The organism is Azospirillum sp. A1-3 (genome assembly GCF_023806445.1).
Lineage (GTDB): Bacteria > Pseudomonadota > Alphaproteobacteria > Azospirillales > Azospirillaceae > Azospirillum.
Genome location: NZ_JAMSLU010000001.1, coordinates 1331391 through 1345941 on the forward strand (window position 1 = coordinate 1331391; position 14551 = coordinate 1345941).

Consider the following 14551-nt stretch of genomic DNA (forward strand, 5'->3'; position numbering starts at 1 on the left):
CGACGGAGGTATTATGACCCCGTCCGGCTTTATTTCCAACGCCAAGCAATCCCGCAAATGCCAAAGATTTGCGCAATCCGTTGCCCGTGATGCATTCGCACTCTAACGGTTAGAGTCCGACACATGATTGACATGGTTCAATGCGCGGCACGGTTCCGGGAATAAACGGCCGCGCCCGGCAGCACCACCACAGCTTTTGCGCGTGTGGTCTGCGACAATTCGGTGGCATCGACCGCAGCGGACTGGACCTGAGGCGGTATCGGCCCCAGGATTCTCTCCACACATTCCCCGCACGGGAAGCAATTCGCCTCACAGCCCGCGATGGAGGAATAAACCGGACGTCCCAGGCGTTTGTCCGACAATGGCCGCAGCCACAGGCGTGAACCACCAGCGTCACGCCGGATGCTGCCGTCGCTTCGGGTCCGCCAACGGTCCGCAGTTCAAGAAATCGATTGGGAGCATTCAGACATGACCAACGCATTCAGCCAGATCAGCCACGCCGACGGCCGTGCGTACTACCAGGGCACTCCGCTGTCCCTGGCCGATGCGCAGATCATGCTCAACGACGATATCCTTCGCCGGACCGTGCGCGTCGGCGCCTACCTGCGGGTGGACGACGCCGGCCGCCTCGTTCTGGTGAACGGTCCTGCCCTGCGGCGCTCTGTCAACCGGCCGCCGGCCTTCAGCCCCCGCGCGGGCCGGCAAGAATAAGCGCCGCCCCGGCCAGACAGACCAATGCGCCGGCCGCGTCCCAGCGGTCCGGCCGCGCGCCCTCGACCAGCCAGAGCCACAGCAGCGACGCCGCGATGTAGACGCCGCCATAGGCGGCATAGGCCCGCCCGGCGAAGTCGGCGTCGGCCCGTGTCAGCAGCCACGCGAACAGGCAGAGGCTCGCCAGTCCGGGCAGCACCCACCATGCGCTCCGCCCCAGCCGTATCCAGGTCCAGAAGGCGAAGCAGCCGGCGATCTCCGCCAGTGCGGCCGCACCATAGACGGCCAGCGTCATCCCCAGCGCCCGCGCCATTCTGCCTCCGTTTCCTCCCCGTCATCGACCGGGCCGATGCTGCCCATCGCCGATTGCCGCGTCAATGCGTTGCGCGCCGGTGAATTGCGGCACAGCTCGTTTCAATTTGCCGCCGCAATATTACAGTGCATTCATGGACTTCACCGAGGGTGCGGCATAGATTCGTTGGTAACGGAGGCATGCGGCGATGTTCATAGATGCGACCAACCCTATGCGGGACGCTTTCGAAACGATCCAGGCCACCGACGTGATCTCGGATGCGAAGAAGCACGTCCTGTTTCAGGGACTGGAGGCATTGCGCCGTCAGCACTGCCCGCAGCCGGCGCAGGCCGTCCGATGCTGCGAGGAGTGCCTGGTCCGTCACCGCTGTCTGTCAGCGGTTCTCGACCTGCTTGGTTCCTGACCATCAGCCCTGACGATCGGATTGGACGCGGCAGAGTGAGGCTTACGCTCGACGACGAAGCGACGCTGTGTTCCGTCGAAATTCTGGCGGAGGCGGTCGAGATGGCGTTCGTTCCCGGCATCCTCGAACTGCGCACCCTGCGCGATTCCCTGAATGAGGCCCTGCGCACCCGCTCCCCGGCGGCGGTGAGGCTGGCCTACAGCGCCTTCAGCCGCGTCGACCGCGATTTCCGCGACAAGATCGCCCACCACGCCCTGCAATTGGCGGCGCTGCGCCGGCACAGCGCCGGTCCGATGCGCACCGGCGGCGGCACCCCGCCGCGCGGGGCCGGCCGCGGCATCGACGAACCGCGCCGGGCCTGATCCGCGAATCCGTCAGCGGGGCCGACTTGTCTTTCGTGTACTATTTGTAATGGACCCTTTGCCCTTACGTCCTGTTGTTCCGGCATAACCAACACGCAAGAGGTTGCCACCATGGACAAGGACCGGATCGAGGGCGCCGCCCGCTCCGTCAAGGGCTCGATCAAGGAAGCCGCCGGCAAGCTGACCGGCGACACCAAGACCGAGGCCGAGGGCCGCGGCGAAAAGGCCGCCGGCAAGGTTCAGAACAGCATCGGCGGCGCCAAGGATGCCGTTCGTGACGCGCTGAAGTGATCCCGGCGCCCGCCAAGGGCTCCGGTAAACGGTGAGTTTCCGACGCCCCGGCCCCACCTTTTCCGTGGAGCCGGGGCGTTCGTTTGCGAATTGACCCTAACGAGAGGAACGACGCCGGAGATCGGCGGTGTGGAAATGGGCTGTTGCCGCCCCACCCTCCCCTATCTATGATGCGCCGCCCCGGCCGGATGGCCGAACGACGCGCTTAGATTCGGGTCCCATGCTCCAGTTCATCCGCAATTTCGCCGGCTCCTGGGTCGTCAAGATCCTGTTCGTGCTGTTGATCCTCAGCTTCGGCATCTGGGGGATCGGCGACGTGTTCCGCTCCACCACTCCCACCACCGTCGCCGAGGTCGGCAAGGTGGAGATCGGGCAGCAGGCGCTGGACCAGGAATTCCGCCGGCAGATGGAACGGCTTCGCCCGATGCTGGGCGGCAATCTGACCGCCGAGCAGGCCAAGCGATTCGGCCTTCTGGAGCAGTCGCTGCAATCGCTGATCCAGCGCACGCTGTTCGACCTCGCGGCGGCCGATATGGGCATTGCCGTCGGGCCGGAGGTGGTCCGCATGCGCATCGCCGAAGAGCCGGCCTTCCGCAACCAGCAGGGCCAGTTCGACCCGAACGTCTTCCGGTCGGTGCTGCGCAACAACCAGCTGACCGAAGACGGCTATGTCGCGATGATCCAGCGCGAGACGGCGCGCCAGCTGGTCGCCGGTGCGGTGTCCGCCGGCCTCACCCCGCCGCCGCCGCTTGTGCAGGACCTCTACCGCTATCGCGGCGAAAAGCGCGTGGCGGAGGTGGTGACCCTGCCCAACGCCGCCATCGGCGATGTCGGTGTGCCAGACGACGCGACGATCAAGCAGTCGTATGAGGACCATCAGGTCCGCTTCACCGCCCCGGAATACCGTGCCCTGACGGTCGCCCGCCTGTCGCCCGACGTGCTGGCCAAGGACATCAAGATCGACGATGCCCAGCTGCGCAAGGCGTATGAGGAGCGCGCGAACGAGTTCGGCGCCCCGGAAAAGCGCACCGTGCAGATGGTGGTGGTCGACGACGAGGCGAAGGCCAAGCAGATCGCCGAAGCCGCGAAGGCCAAGGGCCTCGCCGAAGCCGCCAAGGATGCCGGCATCGAGCCGGTGACCCTGGACAACATCGCCAAGGCCGACCTGCCGGAAATCGGCGACGCCGCCTTCGCGCTGGAGCCCGGCAAGCCCTCCGACCCGATCAAGAGCGCGCTCGGCTGGCATGTGATGGCCGTCACCGGCGTCACCCCCGGCTCGACCAAGAGCTTCGAGGATGTGCGCGGCCAGTTGGAGGCGGAGCTGAAGAAGGAGCAGGCGCTCGACTCCGTCTTCTCCATCGCCAATCGGGTCGAGGACCAGCTCGCCAGCGGTGCGCCGCTGGAGGAAGTCGCGCAGGCCCAGGGTCTGGCCCTGACCAAGGTCGCCGCCGTCGATAGCACCGGCAAGGCGCCGGACGGCAAGGACGCCGCCCCCGACCTTCCCGGCTTGAAGGCTCAGCTGTCGAATGCTTTCCAGCTGAAGACCGGCGCCACCTCCAACCTGACCGAGGGTGAAGGCAGCGTTTTCACCGCCGTCCGCGTCGACAGCGTGATCCCCGCCGCCGTCCGTCCGCTCGCCGACGTGCGCGATCAGGTCGTCGCCGACTGGCAGCAGGAGCAGCGTGCCGAGCGCGCCGCCAAGAAGGCAGAGGAGATCGCCGCCCGCCTGAAGCAGGGCTCGGAAGCCGCCGCGCAGGACGTCGCCACCCAGGCCGGCGCCAGCTTCGCCATGACTGCCCCCTTCACCCGTGATGCCCAATCGGTCCAGGGCCTGCCGGCCGACATGGTCGCCAAGCTGTTCGCCGCCAAGCCGAACGAGGTCGTCACCGGCAACACCGCCGACGCCCAGGTCGTCGCCCGGTTGAAGGAGGTCATCCCGGCCGACCCGAAGGCTGCCGACGCCGATCTCGCGCCGGTCCGCGCATCGGTCGAACAGGGGATGGAGAACGATCTGGTGGCGGAATTCACCAACGCGCTGCGCGACAAGTATCCGGTCCGCATCCACCGCCAGCGCATCGACCAGTTCTTCGCCAGCAACTGAGTCTCCGGCTCAGCCGACAGCAACCCCGAGAGGTTCCGTGCCGTGAAGGTCCAGCCCGATACCACCACCTTCGATGCCGCTTACGCCGCCGGTCGGCCGCAGGTGGTGTGGACCACGCTGGTCAGCGATCTGGAGACGCCGGTTTCCGCCTATATGAAGCTGGCGGATGGACGTCCGTTCGGTTTCCTGCTGGAGTCGGCGGAGCGCGGGGCCGGATCGCGGCGCGACCGCTATTCGGTGATCGGCTTCAAGCCCGACGTGGTGTGGCGCTCGCGCGGCAACACGGCGGAGATCAACCGTGACGCCCTGCACGACCGCGACGCCTTCCAGCCCCTCGACAAGGCGCCGTTGGAAGCGTTGCGCGCGCTGATCAACGAGAGCCGGATCCCGCTGCCGGAAGAACTGCCGCCGATGGCTGCCGGTCTGTTCGGCTACATGACCTACGACATGGTCCGCCTGATGGAGCGGCTGCCGGACAACAATCCGGACGAGTTGAACATCCCGGACGCGATCCTGACCCGGCCCAGCATCGTCGCCATCTTCGACAGCCACACCGATTCGATCACGCTGGTGACGCCGGTCTGGCCGAAGCCCGGCAAGGATGCCGCCACAGCTTATGCCGACGCGCGGGAACGGCTGACCGACGCGCTGGCTGATCTGGAACGTCCCCTTCCCTACCGGCGGGAGCCGCGGACGGAGAACGGCCTGCCGCTGGCCTGGACCTCCAACACGACGCGCGAGGAGTATCACGCGATCGTGGAGAAGGCGAAGGAGTACATCCGCGCCGGCGACATCTTCCAGGTCGTGCCGTCCCAGCGCATCCGCTTCCCCTTCAAGCCGTCGCCGCTGGCGCTGTACCGCACGCTGCGCCGGCTGAACCCGTCGCCCTTCCTGTTCCACTGCGATTTCGGCGAGTTGACGGTGGTCGGCTCCAGCCCGGAGATCCTGGTGCGGGTGCGCGACGGCAAGGTCACCGTCCGCCCGATCGCCGGCACCCGGAAGCGCGGCGCCACCACGGCGGAGGACGAGGCGCTGGCCGCCGATCTGCTGAGCGATCCGAAGGAATTGGCCGAGCACCTGATGCTGCTCGACCTCGGCCGCAACGACGTCGGCCGGGTGGCGAAGGTCGGCACGGTCAAGGTGACGTCCAAGATGATTGTGGAGCTTTACAGCCACGTCATGCACATCGTCTCCAACGTCGAGGGCGACCTCGATCCGAAGTTCGACGCGCTCGACGCCCTGGTCGCCGGCTTCCCGGCCGGTACGGTGTCCGGCGCGCCGAAGGTCCGCGCCATGGAGATCATTGACGAGTTGGAAAAGGCCCGCCGCGGCGTCTATGCCGGCTGCGTCGGCTATTTCGGCGCGTCGGGCGCCATGGACACCTGCATCGCGCTGCGCACCGCCGTGCTGAAGGACGGCATGATGTATGTCCAGGCCGGCGGCGGCGTCGTCGCCGACAGCGATCCGGAGGCCGAGTATCAGGAGACCGTCAACAAGTCGATGGCCCTGATTCGCGCCGCCGAGGAGACGCTGCGTACCACCGCGCGCGGGTAATCGTCGCAGTCACGCTCAGTGAAAAACGGCCGCCTCATGGGCGGCCTTTTTCATGCCGAAGCAGTTGCTCGCGATAAGATCGCGCTCTCGAGAAGCGGCTTATCCACAGGAATTTGCACGCCGCCAGACAGCGGCGCCGCACACATCTGCAACCATGCATCTATAGTGGGAGTGTGTGAACGGGGTGGCGGATAGGCCGCCACCGCCGCACACAAACAAGGGAGAGAAGAGGATGGATAAGATCCTCACACTCCTGATCCTGCTGTTGCAGATCGTCAAGGCTTGCCTTGATCTTCTGAACCGCTGATCGGATGGGTGCGTCGGGGTCGATCACACACCGGCGCACCTGTCCCTAAAGATAAGCCATTTCCTGCGCTTGCCAAGAGGCTTCCGCAAGCTGCCCGCGAGTTGGCGGTCAGAGATACCGCCGCTCCAGATGCCGCTTGAACACCGTCGCATCCAGCGGCCGGCCGGTCGCGGCGGTCAGCAGTTCGTCACCGGAGGCGTGGAAGCAGCCCGTCTCATGCACGTTCACCCGCAGCCAGTTCACCAGCGGCGCGAACTCGCCACGCGACAGCGTCGGGACGATCTCCGGATCGGCGGTGCGGGCGGCGTCGAACAGTTGGGCGGCGGTCATGGCGCCCAGCGTGTAGCTGGGGAAATAGCCCCAGCCGCCGCCGGGCCAGTGGATATCCTGCAGGCAGCCAAGCCGGTCGTCCGGCGGCACCACCCCGACCAGCTCGGCCATACCATCGTTCCAGGCGCCCGGCAGGTCCGGCAGGGTCAGGTCACCGGCAATCAGCGCCTTTTCCAGGCGGTAGCGCAGGATGATGTGGGCGGGATAGGTGACTTCGTCGGCATTGACGCGAATGAAGCCGCGCTCCACCCGGCTGTAGAGCCGGCGCAGGTTGTCGGCCTCCCAGGCCGGCCCGTCTCCGCCGAAGGTCTCGCGCACCACCGGCGCCAGCCACGTGATGAACTCCGCCGAGCGGCAGGCCTGCATCTCCATCAGCAGCGACTGGCTTTCATGCACCGCCATGCCGCGCGATTGGCCCACCGGCTGGCTCAACCATGCGCGCGGACGGTTCTGCTCGTACAGCGCATGGCCGGTCTCGTGCAGGATGCCCATCAGCGCGTCGGTGAAGTTCGCCTCGTCGTAACGGGTGGTGATGCGCACATCGCCGGTCGCCCCGCCGCAGAAGGGATGCAGCGACACATCCAGCCGGCCGCGGCTGAAATCGAAGCCCAGCCGCTCCATCATGCGGACGCCAAGCTCGCGCTGCTTATCGACCGGAAACGGCCCCTGCGGCTCGATCACGGCCGGCCCCGCGGCTTGGCGGTCGAGAACACGTCCGATCAGGTCGGGCAGAAAACCGGACAGGTCGGCGAACAGCGCGTCGATCCGCTCCGCCCGCGCACCCGGGTCGTGGCTGTCGAGCAGCGCATCATAGGCGCTGATCCCCATCACGGACCCCAGCGCCTCCGCCCCCTCGCGCACGCGGGCCAGCACCTCGGTCAGGGAGGGCAGCAGCTTGGCGAAATCGCTCTCCGCCCGCGCCGCGCGCCAAGTCATTTCGCAGACCGACACCGCCTTGCTGGTCGCCTCAACCAGATCAGCGGGGATAGCGGTGGCGTGAACGTGATTCCGGCGCATCTCGCGCAGGTTGGCGCGCTGCCAAGCGTCGAGGCTGTTATCGCTCTCGGCCTCCGCCAGCAGGTCGGCCATGCGCGGGTCGGTCGCCAACTCGTGCGCGATCACCGACAGGGTCGCGGTCTGCTCCGCCCGGCCGTCGTTGGCGCCCTCCGGCATGATCGTCTGGGTGTCCCAGCCGAGGATGCCCAGCGCATCACCGATGGCGGCGATGCGGGCGTGTCGGCGTTCAAGCTCCTGATATGCGGTCATCGGGTCGTCCGTCGGTTCCGGTGTCGGCGCGCTTGCGCTGAGACAGCACGTAGATCCCGGCGAGCGTCACCGCAAGCCCATACCAGGTCAAGGCATACTGCAGGTGGTTGTTCGGCAATTCCACACGCGGCGCAATCCCCGCCAGCGTTCCGGCCGGCGCACCGGGCAACCCGGCCCCCTGCCCCGGCAGCATCTCCACCACCACCGGAGCCACCTCGCCCAGCGACAGCGCCGCCGCCATCGCCGACGGATCGGCGCGCATCCACGCGGAACCCGGCACCGGTGTGCCGTTGCCGGGCTGGAAGAAACCGGCCGGCTGCGGCACCCGGACGATGCCCTTGACGCTCACCTCGCCCTCAACCCGCGCAGCAGTACGGGTCGCCGGATCGCGGCGGTCCATCGGCACGAAACCGCGATTGACCAGCACGATGCCGGCCCCGTCCGCCCGCTGGAATGGCGTCAGAACCTCGTAGCCCACTTGTCCCTGGTGCGGGCGGGCGATCAGCAGCATTTCCTTGTCGTTCAGGAAACGTCCGGCCAGCGTCACCGGGCGGAACTCCCACGCTGTCGGATCGTCGATGCGGGTGGGGAGAGGCACCGCCGGTTCGGCCATCTGCCGATCGATCCGCGCGATCAGGTCCTGCTTCCACTGCAGCCGCTCCAGCTGCCATGTGCCGAGCCCGATGGTCACCGCCAGCCCAGCGAGAGTGACCAGCGTCGCCCCCAACGACGGACGGAAGCGGCGCCGCTCCCCCGTCTCGACTGCAGTGGCGCTCACGACCCCTTCTCCACTTCGCTGCGGCGATAGCGGTACTGCAAGGCGACGACATAGGCCTTCGCCGGCCGCAGCATGCCCAGCGTCAGCGCCAGCACGACGATGCTCCAGACGATGGCATGCAGCCACAGCGGCCAGTCCACCGTCATCGACACCCAGAGCGCCACCGGCACCACCAGGAAACCCAGAATGAAGATCAGGAAGACCGCCGGTCCGTCGCCGCTGTCGACCTGGGAGAAATCCAGGTCACAGACATTGCAGCGCTCCGCCACCGTCAGATAGCCGTCGAACAGCCGCCCCTTGCCGCAGCGCGGGCACACGCTGCGCAAGCCCGCCGATAATGGGGATACTCTGGGGTACAGATCGATCACGCGTTCACCTCCCGTTCGGACCGTTCCGGCAGACATATGGGCCGCCGGAACGGCTCGGCACCGGTGGCGTCAATGTTCGGCGATCACACCGCCATAACCACCCCACCAATAGACCGACACGAACAGGAACAGCCAGACGACGTCGACGAAGTGCCAGTACCAAGCCGCCGCCTCGAAACCGAAATGGCTTTCCGGCGTGAAATGCCCTTTCACCGTGCGCACCCAGCAGACCGCCAGGAAGATGGTGCCGACCAGCACGTGGAAGCCGTGGAAGCCGGTCGCCATGTAGAAGGTCGACGGGAAGATGCCGTCGGTGAACTTGAAGGCGGCGTGGACGTACTCATAGATCTGGAAAAAGCTGAACATCACGCCCAGCAGGACGGTCAGCCCCAGCGCCTTGGCGGCCGTCCGGTTCTGCCCCTCGATGATGGCATGATGCGCCCAGGTGACGGTCACACCCGACAGCAGCAACGTCAGCGTCATCATCAGCGGCATGTCGAAGGGATTGATGACATGCACATTCGGCGGCGGCCAGATGCCGTCGGGATTGATCGGCGAAACCTTGGGCTCCAGCGCCGCATGGAAAAAAGCCCAGAAAAAGGCGGCGAAGAACATCACCTCCGACGCGATGAACAGCGCCATACCATAGCGCAGGCCAATCTTCACCACCGGCGTGTGCGCATGTTCGACCACCGATTCGCGGATGACGGAGCGCCACCAGCCGAACATCGTCACCAGGATGGCCAGCACGCCCAGCACCAGCAGGAACTTGCCGCCGCCATGCATGAAGATGACCAGCCCGGTCGCCAGAAGCCCACCGGAAAAGGCGCCGATCAGCGGCCAGGGGCTGGGCTTCAGCAGATGGTAGGGATGCGGGATGCCGGCGCCCGGTTCATGGGCTGATGGTTCGGCGTGCGGCATTTGCCCGTGGGTGATGTCGGCCATCGTCTCACTACCCCATATTGTTTAGTTTGTGGCGGTCGCCCCCGGCTCCGCCTTTTGTTTGCTTGCCCCCGGAGCCTCGGACGTGGATGCGGCGGCCGTGTGCTGCGCGAGCTTGGCCTCGCTGTCCTTGGCGCGGAAGAAGGTGTAGGACAGCGTGATGGTGGTCACGTCGTCCATGTTCGGATCGTCGGCCATCGACGGGTCGACGAAGAAGGTCACCGGCATGTCCACGACTTGGCCGGGCTCAAGGATCTGCTCGTCGAAGCAGAAGCATTGGATTTTGTTGAAATAGGCTCCCGCCTTTTCGGGCGTGACGTTGTAGACGGCGGTGCCGACGGTGGGTTTTGCCGCCCGGTTCTCGGCGCGATAGGCGGCCAATCCGGTTTCGCCCAGCCTCAGCACCAGCTCCTTCTGCTCCGGCTTGAAGGACCAGGGAAGGGCGGAGTTGGTGTCGGCGTTGAAGCGGATGGTCACCTTGCGGTCGACGACGCGCACCGCGGCCTGTTCCGCCCGCTGGGTCGTGCCGCCAAAGCCGGTGACGGAGCAGAACAGGGAGTAGAGCGGGACCGACGCATAGGTCAGCCCGATCATCCCCACCACCAGCCCGAACAGGCTGCCGAGGATGAGGCGGTTGCGGCGGCGCAGTTTGTCGTCGCGCCCGGCCATCAGTGCGCCCCGCTCATCCGCACGACCGTGATGGCGTAGAACAGGGCGACCAGCGCCAGCAGCGCGGCCAGAACCGCCAGATTGCGGCCACGCAGCTTCTTGGCCCGTAGGTCGGCCTCTTGCCGCCTCTGCTCTTCGACCGAAGTGCGGGTATCGGTCAGGTCGTCGCGTTCCATCACCGTCATGCCCACCCTCCAAGGATCATCCGCTCGCCCATCATCACGGCGAACAGCAGGAACAGGTACAGGATCGAGAAACCGAACATCTTCTTGGCCGGCTTGTCGTCGCTTGCCCGCAGGACGCGGACGGCGCAGCCGACGAACATCAGGCCGAGGATGGCGGACACCGCCAGATAGACCGGACCGGCGATACCGACGAAGTACGGCGCCGCGGCAACCGGCAGCAGGATCAGCGTGTAGAGCAGCATTTGGCGCTTGGTCGCCGCCTCTCCCGCCACCACCGGCATCATCGGCACGCCGGCACGGGTGTAGTCGCCGTTGCGGAACAGGGCCAGCGCCCAGAAATGCGGCGGCGTCCACAGGAAGATCAGCAGGAACAGCAGGACGGACGGCAGATCGACCGTGCCGGTCACCGCGGCCCAGCCGATCATCGGCGGGAAGGCGCCGGCAGCCCCGCCGATCACGATGTTCTGCGGGGTCCGGCGCTTCAGCCACATGGTGTAAACGAAGATGTAGAAGCCGATGGTGACCGCCAGCAGCGCCGCCGCCGTCCAGTTCACCGCCAGCCCCATCACCACCACCGACAGAACCGACAGGGTGACGCCGAAGCCCAGCGCCTCCGCCGGCTCGACCCGGCCCGACGGGATCGGCCGCTTCACCGTGCGGGACATCACCGCGTCGATGTCGCGGTCGTACCACATGTTGATGGCGCCCGACGCGCCGGCGCCGACGGCGATGCACAGAACGGCAACCATCGCCAGGAAGGGGTGGATGTGGCCGGGCGCCAGCACGACGCCGGCCAGCCCGGTGAAGACCACAAGCGACATGACCCGCGGCTTGAGCAACTCGATGAAATCACCGGCCGACGCCCCTCCGGTGTGGTTGAGCGTCAGTTCGTTCGTCACGTCCGTCATATCATGTCCTTGTCTTCTAACCCCGGGCCTTCCAACAAAAAGTCGTCACCCCGGCACCCTCCACACCGGCGCCCATTTTCGGGCTGCTCGGCTTGGTCCTCCGTATCGGTCGGGCGCCTCCTTGCGGCGACGCCTGCCCGTTAGCATGCTTACTTCACCTGCGGCAACGTTTCGAAAGCATGGAACGGCGGCGGCGAGCTGACCGTCCACTCCAGCGTGCCGGCCTGCGGACCCCAATAGGCGCCCGGCACCCGCTCACCGCTGCGCAGGGTCTTCCAGGCGATCCACACGAACAGGAGCGTGGAAGCGAAGGAGATATAGGCGCCCAGCGACGAGATCATGTTCCAGCCCCAGAAGGCATCCGGGTAGTCCGGGATGCGGCGCGGCATGCCCGACAGGCCCAGGAAGTGCTGCGGGAAGAACACCAGATTGACGCCGAGGAAGGTGGTGTAGAAATGGACCTTGCCCCAGAACTCCGGATACTGGCGCCCCGACATCTTGCCGATCCAGTAGTACCAGCCGGCGAAGATCGAGAACACGGCACCCAGCGACAGCACATAGTGGAAGTGCGCCACGACGTAGTAGGTGTCGTGCATATAGTTGTCGAGACCGCCGTTCGCCAGCACCACGCCGGTGACGCCGCCGACGGTGAACAGGAAGATGAAGCCAAGCGCCCACAGCATCGGCACCCGGAATTCAATCGACCCGCCCCACATGGTGGCGATCCAGGAGAAGATCTTCACGCCGGTCGGCACCGCGATGATCATGGTGGCGGCGGTGAAGTAGGCCTTGGTGTCGACGTCGAGGCCGACCGTGTACATGTGGTGTGCCCACACGACGAAGCCGACCACGCCGATGGCGACCATGGCGTAGGCCATGCCGAGATAGCCGAACACCGGCTTCTTGGAGAAGGTCGACACGATGTGGCTGATGATGCCGAAGGCCGGCAGGATCATGATGTAAACTTCGGGGTGCCCGAAGAACCAGAACAGATGCTGGAACAGGATCGGGTCGCCGCCGCCTTCGGGATTGAAGAAGGTGGTGCCGAAGTTGCGGTCGGTCAGCAGCATGGTGATGGCGCCGCCCAGCACCGGAACCGCCAGCAGCAGCAGGAAGGCCGTCACCAGCATCGCCCAGACGAACAGCGGCATCTTGTGCAGCGTCATGCCGGGCGCGCGCATGTTGAAGATTGTGGTGATGAAATTCACCGCACCTAGGATCGAGCTGGCGCCGGCGAGATGCAGGGCGAAGATCGCCATGTCGACCGATGGTCCGCTGTGACCCAGCGTCGATGACAGCGGCGGGTAGATCGTCCAGCCGGTTCCGGCGCCGGTGCCGACGAAGGCGGAGCCCAGCAGCAGCAGGAAGGCCGGCACGATCAGCCAGAAGCTGATGTTGTTCATGCGCGGAAAAGCCATGTCGGGCGCGCCGATCATCAGCGGCACGAACCAGTTGCCGAAGCCGCCGATCAGCGCCGGCATCACCACGAAGAACACCATGATCAGGCCGTGCGCCGTGATCAGCACGTTCCACATCTGGCCGTCGGAGACGATCTGCAGCCCCGGCGACTGCAACTCCGCCCGCATGATGACGGAGAACAGGCCGCCGATCAGCCCGGCGATGACCGAGAAGATCAGATAGAGCGTGCCGATGTCCTTGTGGTTGGTCGAATAGAACCAGCGCTGCACGAAGCCGGGGACGTGATGATCGTCATGCCCGTGCCCATGATCGCCAGCATGCTCCCCATGTCCCGGTGTGGCGTTTGCCATGTCTCTACCCTTTGTCGCTGTCCCTGGCCGCCGTTCGAACCGGTTTGTTCGGACGTCCGGCGGCTGGGTGGGTTCTTCTTATCGCGTCGTCCCTCTGGCGGGCGTTGCGACGTCCGCTTGTTCGACCCGCGTTTACTCGACCAGCGTGCCGGTCGGGCGCTGCGCCACGTCGCGGTCGCCGTCCTTCGGCGCGAAGGCGGTCTTGGCCTTGGCGACCCAGGCGTCGAACGCTTCCCGGGACACGGCTTCCACCGCGATCGGCATGAAGCCGTGGTTGGTGCCGCAGATCTCGGAGCATTGGCCGTAATAGACGCCTTCGCGCTCGGCCTTGAACCAGGTCTCGTTGATGCGGCCGGGAACCCCGTCCTTCTTCAGGCCGAAGGAGGGAACCGCCCAGGAATGGATCACGTCGCCGGCCGTCACCAGCACGCGCACGGTGGTGTTCACCGGAACGACCACGCGGTTGTCGACCTCCAGCAGCCGCTTCTGGCCGGGTTTCAGATCCGTCTCGGGGATCATGTAGCTGGAGAAGGTGATGTTGCCGTGGTCGGGATATTCGTAATCCCAATACCACTGGTGGCCGGTGACCTTGATGGTCATGTCGGCCTGCGGAATGCGTTCCGCCGCATAGAGCAGCTTGAAGGACGGAACGGCGATCACGATCAGGATGATGACCGGAACCACGGTCCAGGCGACTTCGAGCAGCGTGTGGTGCGAGGTCTTGGACGGGACCGGATTCCTCTTCGCGTTGAAACGGACGACGCAATAGGCCAGCAGGCCCGCGACGAGGATCACGATCAGCGTGATGATGACGGTCAGCAGGTCGTTGAACGAGGTCATCAGGTGCTTGACCGGCGAGGCGGAGGGCTGCATGCCCATCTCCCACGGCCGCGGCTCGTTCGCCAGGGCGGTCGTCACACCCCAGCCCCCTACCATCGACAGCACAGCCGCCAGGCCGGCGGCGTACAGGCTTTGCCTTCTCATCCCCAACCCCTTCTTAGCCGCGACGCTCGTCATGGCACGCGGTCGTCTCTTCCCGCCGACGCTCCCTCCGCCCTGTTGGTCCGGACCGGTTTCTGTTCGCGCGGTCCATGGTTGGGCTTATCAGCGAACGCCAGTTTATGCAGGGATCACGCCATCTTAGCGCGACATATACCCGCAGCCGGAGCTTATCCCCGCGCCCCGCTGGGTTACAAGCCTTTCCTCTCTCCCACTGTATGCATAGACTTTTCCTCACATTCGGATGGGCCGTGCGGATAAAGGTTGAGCGCGGGTTGGGGTCATGCCATGCGAC

16 protein-coding genes are annotated in these 14551 nt (G+C 65.9%); 6 read left to right on the forward strand and 10 right to left on the reverse strand.

Annotation, left to right across the window (positions count from 1 at the left end):
* Positions 1-468 precede the first annotated feature (468 nt).
* Positions 469-711, forward strand: coding sequence for a hypothetical protein (locus M5E06_RS06325; RefSeq protein ID WP_252137551.1), 243 nt, complete (start codon positions 469-471; stop codon positions 709-711).
* On the opposite strand, the gene M5E06_RS06330 is transcribed toward M5E06_RS06325, so the two are convergent.
* Entirely contained in the window at positions 683-1024 is a 342-nt protein-coding gene (locus M5E06_RS06330; protein WP_252137552.1) for a YnfA family protein, read from the reverse strand. The genes M5E06_RS06325 and M5E06_RS06330 overlap by 29 nt on opposite strands.
* Before the next feature lie 187 nt (positions 1025-1211).
* Between M5E06_RS06330 and M5E06_RS06335 the strand changes: the two genes are divergently transcribed.
* The 5 genes from M5E06_RS06335 (at position 1212) to trpE (ending at position 5735) form a co-directional block, all read left to right on the forward strand.
* Positions 1212-1427: a hypothetical protein gene (locus tag M5E06_RS06335; RefSeq protein WP_252137553.1), complete on the forward strand. Its 216-nt coding sequence runs from the start codon at positions 1212-1214 to the stop codon at positions 1425-1427.
* A gap of 35 nt (positions 1428-1462) precedes the next feature.
* Positions 1463-1789 carry a hypothetical protein gene (locus M5E06_RS06340; RefSeq protein ID WP_252137554.1) on the forward strand — a complete coding sequence of 109 codons (327 nt, stop codon included), beginning with the start codon at positions 1463-1465 and terminating at the stop codon, positions 1787-1789.
* A gap of 111 nt (positions 1790-1900) precedes the next feature.
* Positions 1901-2080, forward strand: coding sequence for a CsbD family protein (locus M5E06_RS06345; protein ID WP_109149810.1), 180 nt, complete (start codon positions 1901-1903; stop codon positions 2078-2080).
* 220 nt (positions 2081-2300) lie between these two features.
* On the forward strand, positions 2301-4181 hold the full coding sequence (locus tag M5E06_RS06350; RefSeq protein WP_252137555.1) for a peptidylprolyl isomerase: 1881 nt from the start codon (positions 2301-2303) through the stop codon (positions 4179-4181).
* 42 nt (positions 4182-4223) lie between these two features.
* Complete coding sequence (trpE, locus tag M5E06_RS06355) at positions 4224-5735, forward strand: anthranilate synthase component I (RefSeq protein WP_252137556.1); 1512 nt, start codon at positions 4224-4226, stop codon at positions 5733-5735.
* 415 nt (positions 5736-6150) lie between these two features.
* Here trpE and M5E06_RS06360 read toward each other — a convergent pair whose 3' ends face one another.
* The 9 genes from M5E06_RS06360 to coxB form a co-directional block, all read right to left on the reverse strand.
* A complete protein-coding gene (locus tag M5E06_RS06360) occupies positions 6151-7638 on the reverse strand; it encodes a carboxypeptidase M32 (RefSeq protein WP_252137557.1) in 1488 nt (495 codons plus the stop codon).
* A complete protein-coding gene (locus M5E06_RS06365) occupies positions 7616-8416 on the reverse strand; it encodes an SURF1 family protein (protein WP_252137558.1) in 801 nt (266 codons plus the stop codon). Before M5E06_RS06365 ends, M5E06_RS06360 begins: the two co-directional genes overlap by 23 nt.
* Complete coding sequence (locus M5E06_RS06370) at positions 8413-8820, reverse strand: DUF983 domain-containing protein (RefSeq protein ID WP_252137559.1); 408 nt, start codon at positions 8818-8820, stop codon at positions 8413-8415. The genes M5E06_RS06365 and M5E06_RS06370 overlap by 4 nt, the downstream gene beginning before the upstream one ends.
* Before the next feature lie 33 nt (positions 8821-8853).
* On the reverse strand, positions 8854-9729 hold the full coding sequence (locus tag M5E06_RS06375; RefSeq protein WP_199230781.1) for a cytochrome c oxidase subunit 3: 876 nt from the start codon (positions 9727-9729) through the stop codon (positions 8854-8856).
* Positions 9730-9750: 21 nt separating this feature from the next.
* A complete protein-coding gene (locus M5E06_RS06380; RefSeq protein WP_252137560.1) occupies positions 9751-10395 on the reverse strand; it encodes a cytochrome c oxidase assembly protein in 645 nt (214 codons plus the stop codon).
* Positions 10395-10580, reverse strand: a complete 186-nt coding sequence (locus M5E06_RS06385; protein ID WP_109149803.1) for a cytochrome c oxidase system small membrane protein — start codon at positions 10578-10580, stop codon at positions 10395-10397. Before M5E06_RS06385 ends, M5E06_RS06380 begins: the two co-directional genes overlap by 1 nt.
* Complete coding sequence (cyoE, locus tag M5E06_RS06390) at positions 10577-11488, reverse strand: heme o synthase (RefSeq protein WP_252137561.1); 912 nt, start codon at positions 11486-11488, stop codon at positions 10577-10579. The genes M5E06_RS06385 and cyoE overlap by 4 nt, the downstream gene beginning before the upstream one ends.
* 149 nt (positions 11489-11637) lie before the next feature.
* Complete coding sequence (gene ctaD, locus M5E06_RS06395; protein ID WP_252137562.1) at positions 11638-13257, reverse strand: cytochrome c oxidase subunit I; 1620 nt, start codon at positions 13255-13257, stop codon at positions 11638-11640.
* A gap of 132 nt (positions 13258-13389) precedes the next feature.
* Entirely contained in the window at positions 13390-14241 is an 852-nt protein-coding gene (gene coxB, locus M5E06_RS06400; RefSeq protein ID WP_109073164.1) for a cytochrome c oxidase subunit II, read from the reverse strand.
* Positions 14242-14551: the final 310 nt, after the last annotated feature.

Coding starts and splice junctions, on each gene's coding strand:
- coxB (WP_109073164.1), bottom strand. CDS start 14,241: ATGAGAAGGCAAAGCCTGTACGCCGCCGGCCTGGCGGCTGTGCTGTCG.
- M5E06_RS06325 (WP_252137551.1), top strand. CDS start 469: ATGACCAACGCATTCAGCCAGATCAGCCACGCCGACGGCCGTGCGTAC.
- M5E06_RS06380 (WP_252137560.1), bottom strand. CDS start 10,395: ATGGCCGGGCGCGACGACAAACTGCGCCGCCGCAACCGCCTCATCCTC.
- ctaD (WP_252137562.1), bottom strand. CDS start 13,257: ATGGCAAACGCCACACCGGGACATGGGGAGCATGCTGGCGATCATGGG.
- M5E06_RS06350 (WP_252137555.1), top strand. CDS start 2,301: ATGCTCCAGTTCATCCGCAATTTCGCCGGCTCCTGGGTCGTCAAGATC.
- M5E06_RS06375 (WP_199230781.1), bottom strand. CDS start 9,729: ATGGCCGACATCACCCACGGGCAAATGCCGCACGCCGAACCATCAGCC.
- M5E06_RS06370 (WP_252137559.1), bottom strand. CDS start 8,820: ATGTCTGCCGGAACGGTCCGAACGGGAGGTGAACGCGTGATCGATCTG.
- M5E06_RS06345 (WP_109149810.1), top strand. CDS start 1,901: ATGGACAAGGACCGGATCGAGGGCGCCGCCCGCTCCGTCAAGGGCTCG.
- M5E06_RS06335 (WP_252137553.1), top strand. CDS start 1,212: ATGTTCATAGATGCGACCAACCCTATGCGGGACGCTTTCGAAACGATC.
- M5E06_RS06330 (WP_252137552.1), bottom strand. CDS start 1,024: ATGGCGCGGGCGCTGGGGATGACGCTGGCCGTCTATGGTGCGGCCGCA.
- cyoE (WP_252137561.1), bottom strand. CDS start 11,488: ATGACGGACGTGACGAACGAACTGACGCTCAACCACACCGGAGGGGCG.
- M5E06_RS06360 (WP_252137557.1), bottom strand. CDS start 7,638: ATGACCGCATATCAGGAGCTTGAACGCCGACACGCCCGCATCGCCGCC.
- M5E06_RS06385 (WP_109149803.1), bottom strand. CDS start 10,580: ATGACGGTGATGGAACGCGACGACCTGACCGATACCCGCACTTCGGTC.